The organism is Candidatus Obscuribacterales bacterium, from assembly GCA_036703605.1.
Lineage (GTDB): Bacteria > Cyanobacteriota > Cyanobacteriia > RECH01 > RECH01 > RECH01.
Genome location: DATNRH010000201.1, coordinates 1 through 17329, shown reverse-complemented (window position 1 = coordinate 17329; position 17329 = coordinate 1). Strand labels below are relative to the sequence as shown.

The 17329-nt window shown below is 54.8% G+C and carries 12 protein-coding genes; 7 read left to right on the top strand and 5 right to left on the bottom strand.

The features are described 5' to 3' along the window. Positions 1-384: 384 nt before the first annotated feature. Both V6D20_04275 and V6D20_04270 read right to left on the bottom strand, forming a co-directional pair. Positions 385-2247, bottom strand: a complete 1863-nt coding sequence (locus tag V6D20_04275; GenBank protein HEY9815009.1) for a WG repeat-containing protein — start codon at positions 2245-2247, stop codon at positions 385-387. 278 nt (positions 2248-2525) lie between these two features. Next, positions 2526-3905, bottom strand: a complete 1380-nt coding sequence (locus V6D20_04270; GenBank protein HEY9815008.1) for a TIGR03279 family radical SAM protein — start codon at positions 3903-3905, stop codon at positions 2526-2528. A gap of 299 nt (positions 3906-4204) precedes the next feature. Between V6D20_04270 and ilvD the strand changes: the two genes are divergently transcribed. From ilvD to V6D20_04255, 3 genes are all read left to right on the top strand, one after another. Beyond that, positions 4205-5890 (top strand): dihydroxy-acid dehydratase, encoded by a 1686-nt coding sequence (gene ilvD / locus V6D20_04265; GenBank protein HEY9815007.1) that lies wholly within the window; start codon positions 4205-4207, stop codon positions 5888-5890. Positions 5891-6527: 637 nt separating this feature from the next. Further along, a complete protein-coding gene (locus tag V6D20_04260) occupies positions 6528-7847 on the top strand; it encodes a hypothetical protein (GenBank protein ID HEY9815006.1) in 1320 nt (439 codons plus the stop codon). 236 nt (positions 7848-8083) lie between these two features. Continuing rightward, positions 8084-9175, top strand: a complete 1092-nt coding sequence (locus V6D20_04255) for an outer membrane beta-barrel protein (protein HEY9815005.1) — start codon at positions 8084-8086, stop codon at positions 9173-9175. Here V6D20_04255 and V6D20_04250 read toward each other — a convergent pair. The 3 genes from V6D20_04250 to V6D20_04240 all read right to left on the bottom strand — a co-directional run bounded on the left by V6D20_04250 (position 9109) and on the right by V6D20_04240 (position 12640). Next, positions 9109-10506, bottom strand: a complete 1398-nt coding sequence (locus V6D20_04250) for a cytochrome P450 (protein HEY9815004.1) — start codon at positions 10504-10506, stop codon at positions 9109-9111. The genes V6D20_04255 and V6D20_04250 overlap by 67 nt on opposite strands. A gap of 266 nt (positions 10507-10772) precedes the next feature. Further along, positions 10773-11237 carry a hypothetical protein gene (locus V6D20_04245; protein ID HEY9815003.1) on the bottom strand — a complete coding sequence of 155 codons (465 nt, stop codon included), beginning with the start codon at positions 11235-11237 and terminating at the stop codon, positions 10773-10775. Positions 11238-11260: 23 nt separating this feature from the next. Further along, the gene (locus V6D20_04240; GenBank protein ID HEY9815002.1) at positions 11261-12640 is read right to left on the bottom strand and encodes a hypothetical protein; all 1380 of its coding nucleotides are present in this window, start codon (positions 12638-12640) and stop codon (positions 11261-11263) included. Between the two features lie 385 nt (positions 12641-13025). Between V6D20_04240 and glnT the strand changes: the two genes are divergently transcribed. The 4 genes from glnT to V6D20_04220 form a co-directional block, all read left to right on the top strand. Beyond that, entirely contained in the window at positions 13026-14351 is a 1326-nt protein-coding gene (gene glnT / locus V6D20_04235; GenBank protein HEY9815001.1) for a type III glutamate--ammonia ligase, read from the top strand. Positions 14352-14357: 6 nt separating this feature from the next. Beyond that, entirely contained in the window at positions 14358-14861 is a 504-nt protein-coding gene (locus V6D20_04230; GenBank protein ID HEY9815000.1) for a GNAT family N-acetyltransferase, read from the top strand. 405 nt (positions 14862-15266) lie between these two features. Then, complete coding sequence (locus V6D20_04225) at positions 15267-15437, top strand: hypothetical protein (protein HEY9814999.1); 171 nt, start codon at positions 15267-15269, stop codon at positions 15435-15437. 356 nt (positions 15438-15793) lie between these two features. Continuing rightward, positions 15794-17329 (top strand): peptidoglycan-binding protein (locus tag V6D20_04220; GenBank protein HEY9814998.1); only part of this gene is annotated, 1536 nt, incomplete at its 3' end.

The following is a 17329-nucleotide window of genomic DNA, read 5'->3' as shown; positions in this document are numbered from 1 at the left end:
ATCCTCGGGCATTGCCCCCGGCTTGTTGGAACAGGCGTTGATTACCAATCCCGCTGGCAACGCTGATGAACAAACGCCGGTGGTGCTGATTCGACCAACGTAGCCGTCAACCTCAGGGGTGCTAGGCAGGTGGACTCCATGCCATGAAAGCTGCCGGGTTTCGACGTCGTTCAACCCTCTTCTCCTCAGGATTTGAGCTTTTCGGTTGCGCTCAATGCTTGCCAATCGGTATAGCTGGATCGATATATGGTGCCCTCATCCCCAACCCTTCTCCCCAAGGTGAGGGCGGATTTAGAAATTCATACTTGCATTCAGCAACACCTGCCAATCGTTACGTCTTCTCACTGATGCGCTCAGCCCCATACGTCTCACACTCAGCGGGCTCTACTCTTCTCGAAGATAGCCCCATAAACCATCCTGCTGCACAGCAGCTAGGCCGTCTTGGAAGGAACGCGCATCCTCGTAGATGGGCTCAACTAAAAATTTGCCCTGGGCATTGATATAGCCCCATTTTTGATCTAGCTTGACCGCAGCTAAGCCTTCAGAAAAGGGGTAGGCATCTTCGTACTGCAGCGGAATGGCGATCGCCCCCGTAGGATCGATAAATCCATAACGATCGTGGTTGCGCACAAGGGCCAGCCCTTCCGTGAAGCTAAAGGTGTCGTCAAACTGGGCGGGGATCGCTAGGTCGCCATTGGGTTTGATATAGCCATAGCGCTCATCAATGCGCACCCGAGCTAGACCTTGGCGGAACGTGTGGGCCACGTCAAACTCGGCGGGAATGACGATCGCTCCTGTCTTGTCGATGAACCCATATTTATGATTGAGGGTAATGCGGGCTAGCCCTTCGTTGAAATGATCGGCACTGTCAAACTGGGGCGCAATGACAAAATGTCCAGTGGCGTTAATGTAGCCGTGACGCTGATCCGATTCCACATGGGCCAAAGACTCGCTGAATCGTTGGGCAGCGCTGGCATACTGCACCGGAATCACAACCTCACCTTGGAGGTTGATGTAGCCGTAGCGGTGGTTCTGCTCCACCCGCGCTAGGCCATCATGGAAATTTTCGGCTCCGTCAAACTGGGCCGCAATCACGATTTTTCCAAGCTTGTTGATATAGCCCCAGGCATGGCCAATCGCCACCCGGGCCAGCCCTTCCGAAAACTGGTACGCGCCTTCCCGCAGACTATTGATCCAGTTAAATTCAAACTGTGGGGGAATGGCGATCGCCCCCGATGGATCGATATAGCCCAGTTGTCCTTCTTTGACCACCGCTGCTAGCCCTTCCGAAAAATCATGGACAAAGGCAAACTGAGGAGCGATCGCTAGACTCCAAATGCGGCGTTTGGGCGGTGGCGGCGGCACCGGTTTTTCCACCAAACTGTCTAGGTCAATACTCACAGCAATGGGCTGGATAGGCGGCGCTGGGCGGGTCGGCGGATCGGGTAGATCGGCAATCACCTCCACAACAGACTGATAGCGATCGCCCACCTCGTAGCACACCAGTTTATCTAACACCCGCCGCAGCATAGGGCTGACCGACGGCGCTTGGTCATACCAGTCAATATCTAGCGTGGCGGAATGGCGCGGCAGTTGGTTGGGCAAGTATCCAGTCATGGCTTGAATACCCAGCATCCCCACTGCGTAGAGGTCGCTAGCCTCCTGCGGCTGCCCTTCAATTTGCTCCTTAGGCATATAGCCCGAGGTACCGACAGGACGAGTAAAGTAGGGCGTTCCCTCGGGCGTCAGCATCATATTGCGGATCGCCTTCATACTGCCAAACCCAATCAGCACCAGCCGCTTATCCGTCCAGCGACGAATCAGATTGTGGGGAGCAACGTCTTGGTGGATGATGTGATGACTGTGAACGACCGCGAGAATCTCTAGAATCTCGTGCATCAGGGATACCACACTTTTTTCATCCCAGCGGCTGCCTAAGGCAAAGGCCTGGCGGAGATCATTGCCATCAATCAGGGTTTGAACAATATAAAATTCACCGTTCTGCTCCAAATGATCAAGCAGACTAGGAATTTGGTCGTGGGTACTGAGTTCATAGAGGCGCTGGGCCTCTTGCTCAAACAGCTCGCGCACGTGACCGAGCAACGAGGGCAAGGTCGATTGGGGCTGAAATTTCTTAACAACACACTTGGGGCTACCACGTCGAAACGTGTCGGTAGCCAGGAATGTTTTCCCAAAACTGCCTCGACCCAGCGATCGAATGATGTCGTATCGCCCACCAATTAGCATTCAAGTCTCCAGAGCTGGCGGAGTGTTGCAACTGGACAATGAGAAGATTGCCTTCATCTAACTACATGCCTATCGTTCATTAGTTCCAAGGCAAGCATCTAGATTCAGGACAGGATCAACTTAAGTTTCAACCCCATGTCACGGAGTGATGAAGTCTGCTCTACCTCTCGAAAACAACTCAAGCCCCCCTTCTATGGACACCATAACTTACCTCTTGGTGAAACTCCCAGCCTTGGCACAAATTTTTGGTGACCAGCAACAAACGCCCCCGAACAGACTTAGGATACAGCGATCGCTTCTGGACGAATGCAGGTCACGCGATCGTCCTCTAAGCCACTACAGCAATCGATCAGGGCATCCAGATCATCAATTAACCAAATGGGTGTCTTCAGGGCTTGGGCCAACTCCTCTACCGTACTGTCATCCAGAAAGCGCGTTTCGCCATGCTTGAGCATCAGGGTGGGCAAGAGGATGCCGTCCCCTAGGGGCTGCGATCGCAACACCGCTTGAATATCCTGGCCGGTAATTAACCCCGTGACGCTAATCTCCTGTCCCCAATAACGGCTGGCGATCGCCACAAGATTGACCGTGAGACCATCAACCTGGTTCAGCCGCTGCACCAAGGGCTGAAAAGCCGTCTCCACCGCATTACCCACCACCCAGGTGAACGTACGCGGACTGGGGAGGCGATCGGGGAGGTCAACCGCCACCTCGTCAAACTCCTTGAGAAACAGACGGATAGACCCGACACCGTTGCCAATTTGCGGGTAGTCTTCATAGTGCGACTCCGGCGGCAGAGGCGCTTGCCCAATCAAAAACCATTCGTCTGCAAGCCAGGCAAAGGTGGAGTCCAAGCGATCTTGGAACTGAGCCTGTAGATCCTGCACTTGGGCGATCACCTGGCGGGCGAGATCCGGCGTCACCGGCGTTAGTTCATCCTCATCGGGGCGGAAGCGAGTCATACCCACGGGCACCACGGCTGCCGAGATCACCGTGGGCAGGTCACCCTGGTGGAACGAAGCTAGATCGGTCAAGGTGCGGGTCAGATGGACACCATCGTTGATCCCCGGACAAACCACCACCTGGGCATGGATTTGCAGCCGCTGCTCTTGGAACCAGCGCAGTTGATCCATCAACTGACCGGCGCGAGGATTTTTCAGCAGCCGACTGCGAATCTCTGGCTCCGTGGCATGAACCGAGACATAGAGCGGCGACAGACGCATCTGGGCAATCCGATCCCACTCCCGCTGTCCCAGATTGGTCAACGTTAGATAGCTGCCGTAGAGAAAACTGAGGCGGTAGTCATCATCTTTGAGATATAGCGTATCCCGCAGGCCCGGCGGCTGTTGGTCAATAAAACAAAAGGGGCAGCGGTTGTTGCACTGGATCAATCCATCAAACAGTGCCGTTTCAAAGGCCAGACCTAGGTCATCATCGTAGTCTTTCTCGATTTCAATCCGGTGCGATCGCCCTTTGCCATCCAACACTTCCAGCTCCAGCACCTCATCGGCACAGAGAAACTGGTAATCGATCAAATCTCGCGGCGCTTGACCGTTAATGGATACGATCGCATCCCCCGGCGCAAACCCAATCTCAGCAGCGATGGAGTCGGGCAACACATGGCTAATCCGAGCAGGGCGAATCGTAGACGAACTCATAGGACTTCCCTAGACAACATCGGCCCTTGCACAACCGCACAAGACCCTTCATTATTTATTGTGCCCGAAACTCTGGCAAGTGAGAGACCGAGTCGCTTTACACTGAAGGAAGAAATCCAGGGGCGATCGCGGCCGATCATCCCAGTATTCGCCACAGTTAGCCATAGTCAGCCACAGTTTACTTGCGATCGCCGACGCTGCCCATGGTTGGAACCTTGCTGGTTGGAGAGCCGCACCTCGCTCTTCACGCCATCCATGGGAGAGCGTCGGCACCCATTAATTTTTGAAGGAAGAACGCCATGCCAGAAAACCGTAGAAGCCAAGTTGTGACCCAGGGCGTGCAGCGCACCCCAAACCGCGCCATGCTACGAGCGGTTGGCTTCCAAGACTCAGATTTCATCAAGCCGATCATCGGCATTGCTAATGGCTATAGCACCATCACCCCCTGCAACATGGGGATTAATGACCTAGCGCTACGAGCAGAAGCAGGGGCGCGGGCAGCCGGCGGTATGCCCCAACTCTTTGGCACCATCACCATCAGCGATGGCATTTCCATGGGCACCGAAGGGATGAAATATTCCCTAGTATCGCGAGATGTGATTGCCGATTCTATCGAAACCGTGTGCAACGGACAAAGCTTAGATGGAGTCCTGGCTATTGGTGGCTGTGATAAGAACATGCCCGGTGCCATGATTGCCATGGCGCGCCTGAACATTCCCGCCATCTTCGTCTACGGCGGCACCATCAAGCCCGGTCATCTAGACGGCAAAGACCTAACGGTGGTCAGCGCCTTTGAAGCCGTGGGTGAATATAGCGCTGGCAAAATTGACGACGAGCAATTGGTGGCGGTGGAGAAACATGCCTGCCCCGGTGCTGGCTCCTGCGGCGGCATGTATACCGCTAACACCATGTCCTCAGCCTTTGAAGCCATGGGCATGAGCTTGATGTATTCCTCCACCATGGCAGCGGAAGATGCGGAGAAGGCTGAGAGCGCCGAAAAATCGGCCCATGCCTTGGTCAATGCCATTCGTCAGCAGATCTTACCCAGCCAAATCCTCACCCGCCAGGCGTTTGAAAACGCCATTTCCGTGATCATGGCCGTGGGTGGTTCCACCAACTCCGTGCTACACCTATTGGCGATCGCTTCCACCATGGGCGTACCTCTCACCCTTGATGACTTTGAAACCATCCGGGCTCGGGTACCCGTCCTCTGTGATCTAAAACCCTCTGGGCGCTACGTCGCCACCGATCTACACCGAGCCGGCGGCATTCCCCAAGTCATGAAAATGCTGTTGGTGAAAGGCCTGCTGCATGGCGATGCCCTGACGATCACCGGACAGACCGTAGCCGAGCTGCTCCAAGACATACCCGACGAGCCCGCCGCCGATCAAGACGTGATTCGTCCTTGGGACAAACCCATGTATGCCGCTGGGCACCTGGGTATCCTCAAGGGCAACTTGGCTACAGAGGGAGCTGTCGCCAAACTCACCGGTATTAAGAACCGCAAGATCACTGGGCCAGCCCGCGTCTTTGAATCGGAAGAAGACTGTCTAGCCGCCATTCTCGCTGGCAAAATCCAGGCAGGGAATGTGATCGTCGTCCGTTACGAAGGGCCGCGGGGCGGCCCGGGTATGCGGGAAATGTTGGCACCAACATCTGCCATCATCGGCGCAGGGTTGGGTGACTCCGTGGGTCTAATTACCGACGGACGCTTCTCCGGCGGCACCTACGGCATGGTGGTGGGGCACGTGGCTCCGGAAGCCTATGTAGGCGGCACCATTGCTCTGGTTCAGGAAGATGACACGATTACCATTGATGCCGATGCGCGTCTGCTGCAGGTGCATGTTTCGGATGAAGAGCTAGCCCAGCGGCGGGCCCAGTGGCAGCCTCCGACACCGCGCTACACCCGTGGCGTGTTGGCCAAATATTCCAAGCTGGTATCCTCCAGCAGCCTGGGTGCGGTCACCGACTTGAATCTGTTCTAGATGGACTCAAGGTGCTAGCCCTAGCCCTAGGCTGATCATTCGGCGGTTGGAGTAGTTCTCGGACCGCCGATTTTTTGGTGTTTGGGCGTGAGTTTGATGGGGATCGAAGGCAGGATATCCCAGCTATGACCATTCAACAGAACTTGATATGAGATCTTCTCCCGGCAACCCTAGGGGTCATACCAAACGCCGTAACCTTTACATAGCCTACCTCTTGCCCTTAACCATACCCATAGCTCGTCTTTCGCAGAGTAGGCTAGAGACATCCTACGAATCTATAGGGCTTTCCCTACTAGTGTTCTGGAATTTCTAGAATTGACTTGAAAGAGATATATAGAGGTATGTAGAGGCATGGGGCGATCGCCCTAGATGTTTGAGAGTACCCCTGTGGAACAACTAGGAATCATCTTGCATCATAAGAACTAATGGGTCTGAGGGACATACATCAGGTTTTATTGATGACAGCATCCACAGCATCGTTCAATATAGGATCTCCCACTATAGGGTCTCCTTCAGACAACTACCTCCTTAACAGCTTCAAGCCAGTGCTGAGGATATTTACTTATGCAGTGATGGTCAGCCTGAATCATTGGTGCGATCGCAATTCCACTTGTACTCAGTGCTTAGGAGACTAGCCATGCTTCGTCGCCCAATTTCCCTCCTCATCGCAGTAGGTTGTAGCCTACTAGCCATGCCCAATCCTGCGGCTGCTCAGACGGCTCTCACCCGCGCTACGGTTGAGTCGCTCCAAAACCGAGTGCAGCTTATTTTGCAAGACGGCAACTCTCGGGCGGCTCGTATTTCTGACACAATGACTCCTGGCGATGGCTTAACCACGGGGCAATCATCCCTGGCTGAGCTGCGCTTCAATGACGGCTCCCTAGGCCGCATGGGTGAACAGGTAATTTTCTGGTTTACCCCCGGCACGCGCAACTTTTCCCTATCCAATGGCACGGTGCTGTTGTTGGTTCCCCCTGGTCAGGGCAGCACCTATATTCGTACGCCCAACGCCGCCGCCGGCATCCAGGGCTCAGCTCTCTTTGTTCGCTACATCGAAGAGAGTGACACCACCTTAATTGGCGCGCTGACCAATAGCGGCATTCGAGCCTACAGTACCGATGGCTCCCAGGCATGGGAGTTGGAGGCAGGGCAGATGGCCGTGGCGGTGGGCGATCGCCTCGATGCGGTTTACAACTTTGACCTCGACCTGTTCCATGAAACTAGCGTCTTGATGCAGGGCGTTTCGCCGACGGATGAGCAGGTCAACAACGACCCAGCGATCGCCCTTGTGCAACAGGAAATGCAAGAGGCGTTGGATGCCTATGAGCCCGTTGATGCAGAGGGGGCGATCGATACTCCAGCGTTTGTGCTGCTGCCGCCCAGCAATGGCGACGAGATGCCCACAGATTTAGAAATGCCCGACTTTGCTCGGCAACCCTTTGTTGTGCCTCCATCGAACCGTACGCCAAGCGATCGCAGCACTCGCACCAACCGCGACACTTTGCGGGAGTCTGGGGAAGTGAGCCAAGAACAGCGCGATCGGCCTGTGATCGACAATGCCAATAACCCAACCGAACCCGATCGCTCCAATCAACAAAATCAAGGCGATCGCGCTAATCAACAAAACCAAGGCGATCGCCCCAATCGCCCCAATCGTCCTGATCGTTCTAACCCTATAAATCGCGATGACCGCGATGTTCGCGGTGGTAACCCAGATGGGACGCCCGGCTTGGGAGAACGTCCTAGCGATCGCCCTGATCGTCCCGATCGTCCCGATCGCCCCGATCGCCCCGATCGTCCTGACCGTCCCGATCGCCCTACCGATCCCGATTCAGGCCTGGGTGAAATTCCAGACCGAGACTTCCCTGGTCAAGGACAAGGCGTAGACGATGGTTTTCCTGGTCAGGGAGGAGGTGTGGACGATGGCTTTCCTGGTGGAAGAGGCGGCCGAAACTAAATCAGCTAAGATTGAGCGGGATCGAAATTCCTCCTACTATCAAGTCCGGTTGAATAGTCATGGCTGGGATTATCCTGCCTTCGATCCCCCGCTGCGCCGCCCCTTTACTAAGGGGCTACAGACATTTGGGTACTGCCGCAGCCTTGAATACATAGCGTGTCTAACCGGATTTGATATGAGCCCTGTCGGTTGATACGGGGCGGACACATATCCCCCTAGGGCAAGGAGTAGAAAATTTGAATAGTGCAGGAATCCGCCAGTCTCCTCTGCATGGCTGTCGTCGTCAGACTGTTGTCCAAAAGTTACGATATCTGGGCCTTGTACTTGGGCTATGGTTGGCCCTGGGTGCCACTGCTCAGGGTACAGAAGCGGTTAACCCTCCAGAACAACCTGCGGCGGAACCGGATCGGATCGCTGACATCCCATCCCTCACTGATCCAGAACTAGGCATCCTGCGTCTTCAAGAGGCAGAGCCGATCGCCGAGCCTGTGGAGGCCCCAATCCCTGAAGAAACCGAGGAGCTGAGGAGTAACGACGAAGCGATCGCCCCTTCCCCTGCCGTTGAGGATCCAGAACTAGGCACCTTGCGGCTACGCGACACCACGCCATCCCGCTCCATGCGTCCCAGCCTGTTCTTGCTGATGGATGTCCATTACTTTCGCAGCGATAATATTTTGCTGGAGGATCGCGATCCCAGCGATGACGGGATCCTACGACCCAGCTTAGGACTCTATGCCCAACAGCCGCTGAGTGTCAACACAAGCCTGATTGCGGCGGTGGAAGGTGGGATCTCCCGCTACGGCAGCTTGACCGACCTCAACTACCACGATCTGCGGCTCCAGGCTGGTGTACGCCATAATCTGTCCAATCAGGTATCCATTACGGCTGACTGGAGCAACCGTCAACTTTTCGACTCCGATAGTGGCGATCGCTTTTTGAACGATCATTCGCCTCGGGTGCTGGTGTCTTGGCAGCACGATCTAGCTGATGATCTGGTCGTCAGCAGTACCTATCAAGCCCGTTGGAGCATTGCCGATCCGAGCGATCGCAGTCGGGTGATTCAGTCCCTAAGCGCCAGTCTAAGTCATGCTTTACAGCCCAATCTGGCGGTGGGTCTAGACTACCGATTTACCCATGTAGACTTTACTCACCGCGATCGCCTCGATTCCTACCATCAACTGGTGGCAGAGTTGACCTATGATCTCAACCGCCGCACTCGCGTCCTGCTCTACGGCGGCTATAGCCTAGGCAACTCTACCGATCATTCTGTCAACTTTGATGGCACGGTCTTCGGCATTGGCATCGATACATACGTGCCCTTGTTCTGAGGAGTTACAAGCTGGGCACGAATTCCCGTTTTGGGAGCAATGGTTACCCCTCGCCGCACAGGGCGAACGGGCTGGGGTTCAGCGATCGCCACGTCACAGTGGCTGAGGATGGTAGCCAACACCTGCTTCATCTCAAACAGAGCAAAGGCAGAGCCAATGCAGCGCCGATTGCCGCCACCAAAGGGCAAAAACTCAAAGGCAGAAAACTGTCGATCGAGAAAGCGCTCCGGGCGGAAGGTTTCTGGGTCAGGATACAGCTCAGAACGCCGGTGGGCTAGGTAAATACAGGGGGTGAGCAGGGTGTTTGCCGGAAACGTTGTGCCCATAATTGAAATGGGTTTCTGGGAAAAGCGTGGCCCAGCAATAAAAGCGACGGGATAAATGCGCAGGGTTTCCATACAAACAGCATTCAGCAAGGGTAGCCGCATCAGGGAAAGGCGATCGCCCTCGCTGGGTTGGGCCAACTCATCACGCAGTTGCTGCACCAAGGCAGGATTTTGATAGATCCAGTACAAAGCCCAGCTCAGGGCCGTTGCCGTGGTTTCATGCCCCGCCAGCAAGAGGGTCATCAGTTCATCCCGCAGTTCCACATCGGTCATGCCCTGGCCCTGCTCATCTACCGCTGTCATCATCAGGCTCAACACGTCGGTGCGACTAGGGTCCAAGTGCGATCGCCCATCACGGATTTCGGCATAGATCAAATCATCCACCTGCTGCTTCAGGTAGAGAAATTTCCCCCCCGGACTCCACCGTCCAAAATCACGCTGCAGGATGGGGAAGAAGGCGGAGGCAAAGCCTAGGGGTGACGTAGTCAGGTGCAGTAAATCCGCCGTGCGCTGCTGTAGTGCCTGGGCGCGATCGCTGTCCTGAACGCCAAAAATAGCCTCGATGATCACCTGCAGGGAAATACGCTGCATGGCAGGACGAAGGGTGAAAACCTGATCCGCTGTCCAGGTTTGGATCTCCTGCTCGGTGACCTGCTGAATCAACGCTCCATAGGCGCGCATTCGTTCCCCGTGGAAGGATGGCATCAATAACTGTCGCTGCCGCTGGTGGCGATCGCCGTCGAGTAACAGCAAGGAATGATCACCCAGGGTAGGACGCAGGATGCTATTAGACGAGCCTACCTGCACCGCATCATCTCCTAACGCAAAAATTTGCTCGATGGCTTCAGGGTGGCTAAAAAAGACGAAAGGAGCGTATCGCCCAAGATTGAGCGTAAAACATTCGCCATACTGCTGGGCACAGGCTTGCAAAATGGAGATGGGATCAGCAATCCATCGTAGCAAAAGCAGTAATGGTGGGGTTTTGGGGCCGTTTGGGAGAGACATAGGTAAATCACCAGAAGGCTCTAGATCTTTTGCTCAGTGTAATCTCTAGATGAGCGATCGCTCTCAGATTAATCCATCTATCAAGATCCTTCGTAGTACTCCAGCCATAGCTGAAAGCTTGGCTGGTGATGTAGCAGAGCACGGCTGAAGGGAGCAATCTTACAATTCTTGCTTCAGCCTAAATTGCCATAAAAAAAGGGGCACGATGGCCCCACCCTTCAACACATTGCAACCGCAACAGCGGAAGATTAAACAGACGTTCGGTTTTAGAACCGAGAATAGCGATCGCGGCTAGGTTTACGGCGGCGCTTCGATCGCGTCTGAAATGCTTTTGGTAGACTAGCCGTCATGCCCATTAGCCCCAACAACATCGGCGACCCTGATCGCTGACGAGCGATCGCGTCCGGCGTAGAGCGCCGCTGGAAGGCCTCTTGGGGTTGGCGGTTGGCATAGGCATCGTAGGCCGCTGAGGCCAGAGAGACGGCTCCAGCCAGGAACAGTACTCCTAAGGCTGTAGGGCTCTTGGCTGGTTCGTCGTTGATCTTGGTGTGGAACGACGCATAGAGAAAATAGATGAACATCAGCGCCGAGACAATCAGCAAGATGGCAGTAATTCCAGGGCGATCGGCAAAGGTATAGATCGCGCCGCCGGTGGGACCATCAATAGCTCCTTCAAACTCGGCCCAGGTTTGGAACGGGCTGGCCACAGCCAAGCCTTCAATCATCAACATAACAGTCTCCTCTGATCCAAGAACTAGTGACTGATAGGGGCTTCGGTACGTTCAGCAGCTTCGGGAACAATCGTATATTCCGGGTAGCCAGTAACGCCGAAGTCACCGATATCCAACCCTTCAATTTCTTCCTCAGGCGGTACGCGCAGCAGGTTCATTTTCTTGAGTACCCAGCTCACCCCATACCCGGGAATCAAGCCCAGCACAATGGTGCAGAGGAACGTACCCAGCAACTGTCCACCAAAGTTAATGGGAGGATAGTCTAGCACTTGGTAGCCGCTGGCCATAATGCCCACGGTCATCGCGCCCAACATGCCGCAATAGCCATGTACCGCAAAGGCACCCACGGCATCATCAATGCCAATTTTCTCAATCCACTTGCCCACCCAAGGCATCGTGACCGCACCGATGAAGGCAATTAGAATAACCAACGGCGGAGAGTACAAATCTAACCCAGCGCCCACGGAGATGATGCCCGCCAGCCCACCGGAAATCGTGAAAAATGGATCACCCTTGGAGCCAAGGTAAGCACCCACAATCCCTGCACAGAGCGCTAGAGTTGTATTCACCCCAATGGAGGCAAGGGTCATGGGAGAACCGTAAATCGTGCTTTCCACTGTTGCACCAGGACCAAAAATCACGCAGCCAGCTAGGAAGGCGTAGAAGCCGACAAAAATCAGCATCAATCCCACCATAGTCAGAGGCAGATTGTGGGGACGAATATCGCGGGGGGTGCCGTTGGCGTCGTATTTACCAATTCTAGGCCCAAGATTAATCAAAACCCCTAGGGCGAAGAATCCCGACACGCCATGGACGACGGCTGAACAACCGAAGTCGTGGTAGCCCATGGTGTTAAACCAGCCCCAGTAGTTCCAACCCCACGATCCTGCCACCACCCAGGTAAATCCCCCGAGAACGACGGCCAAGATTAGGTAGGCACCGAGGCGAATGCGCTCAATCACGGCTCCAGACATAATCGAAGCGGTGGTCATGGCAAACAAGCTGAAGGCGAACCAAAAGACCCCGGTTAGATTATCCGAAAGGTTGGGGGCCATCGCCGTTGACCATGGATAGGTGCTAGCAACAAAGTCCAACAGGCCATCACCGTCCAGGGTGCCAAGGTTGGCGGGGAGTTCGCTAGTCCAAGGGCCAAGAATTGGACCAAAGCGCGGAAAGATGGAGAACCCTGCATAGACCCACCAGCCAAAGAAGTAGAAAGACAACCCCACGACGGATAGGGTGAGCAGGTTTTTGACCATGGTGGCCAACACATTCTTAGTCCGGGCTGCACCGCCCTCGTAGGCAAGGAAGCCTGCGTGAATGGCGAGCATGAACACAGAGGCCCAGTAATAGTAGGTCTCTGTGACGAAGGTTCCGAGAAATTCTGTTGCTTCAGGCGACATGAGTAACTCTCAGGTGGATAACACTCAATGGAATTCGTGAGTAAAAGGGCGATCGCTCTTTTTTATACCTGTCTTGGGATGGATTTATCCTAGACAGGTAAGCATGAAAAGCTCTGGACACTTGTGCTTAGGAGCTGCCAAGTACCGAAGAACTGGGTTGGACGGAACGATAAGAAAATTGTTATGTCAAGTGTGCGATCGCTCTCCAAACAAGTTTGTAACGATGGCTACGGACTGTGATTTGGCCTGCCTAGATTGGTCATGAAGGGTGCATGAGCTAGGAAAAAAGCGATCGCCCGCCACGGAAACCATGAAACGTATCTAACTATACAAATACTGGATCAAAAAGGTTGATTTACTGAGAAACGACATTCGGAGAGCCGCTATGGTTGGAACGTTGCCGTCGGAGAAAAGCCTGGTTGAGCAGGCCAAGGATTTGGGACTAGAATTTTTCCTGGTTTCCTACACAGATCTGCTGGGCGGAACCCGCGCCAAGCTGGTGCCCGCTCGACAAATTGCTGACGTCGAGAAAAATGGGGCCTGTTTTGCGCCCTTTGCCTCCAACCTGGGTCTAGGGCCCGAAGTACCTGATATTGCCGCCATTCCCGATCCCAACTCGCTGATTGTGCTGCCCTGGGAACCCACCGTGGGCTGGGTCGCGAGCGATGTGTATATGAATGGCCAGCCCTTTGAAGCCGCACCTCGGGTGATTTTTAAGCGGGTGCTGGAACAATGTCAAACCCTCGGCTATACCTACAAAACGGGTGTGGAAGCCGAGTTTCTGCTGCTGAAGAAAACCGAGCAGGGCTACAAAATTGCCGACGACCTAGACACCGCCACCCGCCCCTGCTACGACCAAATGAACCTGATGCGGCAGTTTGGCTTCATTTCCACCTTGGTCACCTACATGGAGCAACTGGGCTGGGAGCCCTACCAGTGCGACCACGAAGATGCTAATGGGCAGTTTGAGATCAACTGGACTTACGACGATGCCCTGACCACCGCCGATCGCCACGTGTTTTACAAATACATGGTGAAGAGCTTGGCAGAACAGCAGGGGCTGACCGCCACCTTCATGCCCAAGCCCTTCAGCCACCTCACCGGCAATGGGGCCCATATCCACATGAGCCTCTGGCAAGGAGACACCAATGTCTTCGCCGACCTAAACGATGAACTAGGGCTCTCCACCCTGGGCTACGAATTCCTGGCTGGGGTGCTCGGTCATGCCCGGAGCATGACGGCGCTCTGTAATCCCACCATTAACTCCTACCGCCGCCTAGGAGCCACCACCACCGAATCCGGCAGCACTTGGAGCCCTCGCTACCTATCCTATGGCGGCAACAACCGCACCCACATGATCCGCATTCCCGATGCCGGACGGTTTGAATGCCGATTGCTGGATGGAGCCACTACCTTATACCTAGCCCAGGCCGCCCTGTTGGCCGCCGGATTGGATGGGGTCGCTCAGCATACTAGTCCGGGCGATCGCTTGGATGAAAACATGTTTGTCCGAGGCTCGGAGTTTTCTAATCTAGACATGTTGCCCACCAGTTTGCTAGAAGCGCTCCAGTGTTTCGAGCAAGACCCCCTACTCATGGCCATGATGGGAGAACAGGCTGCCAAGACGTTCCTAGGCTTCAAGTATCATGAATGGAATGCTCATAACGCTGAAGTAACGGCGTGGGAGCTAGATCAATACATTAATTGTTAACGCACAATGGTTTCTCATTCCCCAGGTCTTTCGATTCGCCCAGCTCATCCTCCCGATACCCCCGTCTTGTTTGAGTTGGTGCAGGCCTTGGCGGATTATGAAGAGTTGTCTCACCACGTGGTGGGCAATGCCGAGAGTTTGCACAATCATCTATTTTGCGATCGCCCCTATGTGGAAGCTTTGGTTGCGGAAGTAGATCAGCGGATTGTCGGCTTCGCGCTATTTTTCTACAACTACTCAACCTTTCTCACCAAGCCAGGCATTTACCTAGAAGATCTGTTTGTGTTGCCCGACTATCGGCGGCAGGGGATTGGTCAAGCCTTTTTGCAAACCCTGGCCCAGCTTGCCGTCGATCGCGACCTAGGACGGCTGGAGTGGAGCGTGTTGGATTGGAACGAACCCGCCATCCGCTTTTACAAAACCATGGGAGCCACCGTCTTACCCGATTGGCGCACCTGTCGCGTCACCGGCGACGCCTTAACGAGCCTAGCCCAGCGCCTGATTGACTGACAAAAGCTTAGCCCCCAATCCCTGTACCTTGGGTGACGGGATCCCATTCACCTCTCCGGCTCCCTCGCCTAAAGGTGAGGGCTTTCGATCAACTGACCAACAAGTTTTGTCCGTGAAGCAGCTCTCACATTTAGATGTAAATCACTTAGATGTAAAGATTGATGCCTAAATTATCCTGTGGCACATGGACAAATCCTGACACGCCCATTTCAAGAACAACCTGAGGGCATCAAGAGCAGAACAGGCAAAGTACCACGGTTACTACCTCTGCAGCATACGTTGAAGCATAGAAAATCCCTATCTTGCGAATAATACATTCCCAACATGCAATAAGCGCATAGAGCTAGATGCTGATCCATAGCAATCTATGTCAGCCTAGGGATGAACCCCAATGCAATAACTGTCATGGATTTCCAAGCAAATTCCAGTGCCCGTCGTGAGCAGCATTCGACATTGACAGTCGTCACGCCGGGAGACTTTGACCGCTGGTCTCAAGCCGTCAGACAGCAAATGCTTGATTGCCTACGCAAGCGTTCTGAACGATCGACCTCCAGAACTCAGAACGATCGCCCCTAGGATTGGAGCAGCGTCAAAATAATCGGTACTCTCTAGGGCAACCTGGTTGAGTTCATCGGCTGATGTCTAGCAGGTAAAACTACCAGGGAGTGTCAACTGTGCTTCGTAGGCTAATGGCATCTTTACAGATCAGCTAGCACAGGGTTTGTAAACTGCTTGGCGAAAGGGTGGCTGTTTTAGGGAAGTCTTTATATAGTTGTGATGTTAGCGATCGCACTGAAGGCACCTATAGGGTGCGCCTTGGTTATGCTCAGGACTCACCTACACTAGGAAGAGTTAAGAGTACTAGATGCGGCTCAGCCACGCTAGGGCGATCGCCTGTTGTCTAGCCACCATTACGCCACGACAGGGGCATTATGGAATCACTTGCCTTTATCCACCACTCGGTTGCCTATTCTGATCCCTCCCCCCAAGCACCCATGCGTGAGTTTGGGTTGGCTGACTGGCGCATCCCCAGTTCGGCCTGGATGGGGTTAGTTGGAGCGATCGCCCTCTTCACCCTGCTCAGTGCAGCCACGCCCGCCGAAGCCATGATCTACCGCAAGGGTAGTACCGGAGGTGCTGTAGCCGATATTCAGCGATCGCTAGGGGTGACGGCTGATGGCATCTACGGCGCTAGAACCGAAGCAGCCGTTCTGCGCTACCAAGCAGCTATGGGGCTCCTAGCAGACGGTAAAGCTGGCCCAGAAACCCTGAGTTCCCTTGGTCTTGGGGATTTGGTAGACACAGTAGGAGTCGCTCCAGCTAGTTCCGGTGGAGGCATGGCTACTGGGCAGGCACTGATCGTCACCCGTAGTGGCGTCGGCGTTAATCTCCGAGGCACGCCCAATGGAGCCATCTCAGGTGGATTACCGGATGGCGCGCCTGTATCGTTGACAGGACGCGAAGTATCAGCAGGCGGCTATACCTGGGCAGAGCTCAGTGATGGTCAATGGGTAGCCACAGACTTTCTTCAATATTCAGCCACCTCTACCTCTGGACAAGCTACCTTGGTGTCTAGCCAGGCGGGTGTGGTGGATAGCTCCGCAAGAACTGCGGTGATCACGACCCAGGCAGGCGGTGGCGTGAACCTACGGCGCACGCCTAATGGTGAGGTCGTCGGCAGTTTAGCAGATGGTGCAGTAGTCTTCTTGACGGGCGCTCAAGTCCCTGCAGGCTCCTACTTCTGGGCTGAAACCACAGACGGAGCTTGGGTAGCTACAGACTTTTTGGCAGGGTCAGCAGGTACCAGAACTGTTGCGACAGCTCCGCCCGCACCTGCTCCAGCACCTGCTCCAGCACCTGCTCCAGCACCTGCTGCATCTTTTGCGCCCGCATCCCCAGCTCCCGAGATTCAAGAAGAGCCAGACGTCTTTACTGAGCAGCCGGAGACGGCAGAGCCCGACGATACGGCTGCAGATACAGCTCCGCCTGCCGACTCTACCCCCGTTGAGGATGCTCTGGCCTTCCCCGATAATGGGGAGTCTGAGGCTCAAGAGGAGACGGTTGCAGAAGTGCCTGCCGAAACGGAGGAAGAAACGGCAGCAGAAGCCGAGGTTGAAACTCCAAATACTCCGGTAGCCGAAGAAGAACCGGCTGAGGAAACTCCAGCAGCGGAAGCGCCGGTCGAAGCCGATGACGAGACGACAGCGGAAGCTGAGGTTGAAGCTCCAGACACTCCAGTAGCAGAAGAGCCGGACGAGGAAACTCCCACAGCAGAACAGCCAGTCGAACCTGAGGAAGAGACGGCTGTTGATCCTGACGTTGAGATCGTCGGGGGGGCAGTGGGTGATGGGCTGGTGATTCCCACCCAGCCTGAACCGGATGACGTTGAGCCGGATGAGGCGGTGACTGAGGAACCCGAAGAGGAACCAGGCACCGTGTCCGAGGGCGAAGAGCCAGCGGATGATCTC

Coding starts and splice junctions, on each gene's coding strand:
- V6D20_04225 (HEY9814999.1), top strand. CDS start 15,267: ATGGATTTCCAAGCAAATTCCAGTGCCCGTCGTGAGCAGCATTCGACA.
- V6D20_04260 (HEY9815006.1), top strand. CDS start 6,528: ATGCTTCGTCGCCCAATTTCCCTCCTCATCGCAGTAGGTTGTAGCCTA.
- V6D20_04230 (HEY9815000.1), top strand. CDS start 14,358: ATGGTTTCTCATTCCCCAGGTCTTTCGATTCGCCCAGCTCATCCTCCC.
- glnT (HEY9815001.1), top strand. CDS start 13,026: ATGGTTGGAACGTTGCCGTCGGAGAAAAGCCTGGTTGAGCAGGCCAAG.
- ilvD (HEY9815007.1), top strand. CDS start 4,205: ATGCCAGAAAACCGTAGAAGCCAAGTTGTGACCCAGGGCGTGCAGCGC.
- V6D20_04245 (HEY9815003.1), bottom strand. CDS start 11,237: ATGTTGATGATTGAAGGCTTGGCTGTGGCCAGCCCGTTCCAAACCTGG.
- V6D20_04275 (HEY9815009.1), bottom strand. CDS start 2,247: ATGCTAATTGGTGGGCGATACGACATCATTCGATCGCTGGGTCGAGGC.
- V6D20_04240 (HEY9815002.1), bottom strand. CDS start 12,640: ATGTCGCCTGAAGCAACAGAATTTCTCGGAACCTTCGTCACAGAGACC.
- V6D20_04250 (HEY9815004.1), bottom strand. CDS start 10,506: ATGTCTCTCCCAAACGGCCCCAAAACCCCACCATTACTGCTTTTGCTA.
- V6D20_04270 (HEY9815008.1), bottom strand. CDS start 3,905: ATGAGTTCGTCTACGATTCGCCCTGCTCGGATTAGCCATGTGTTGCCC.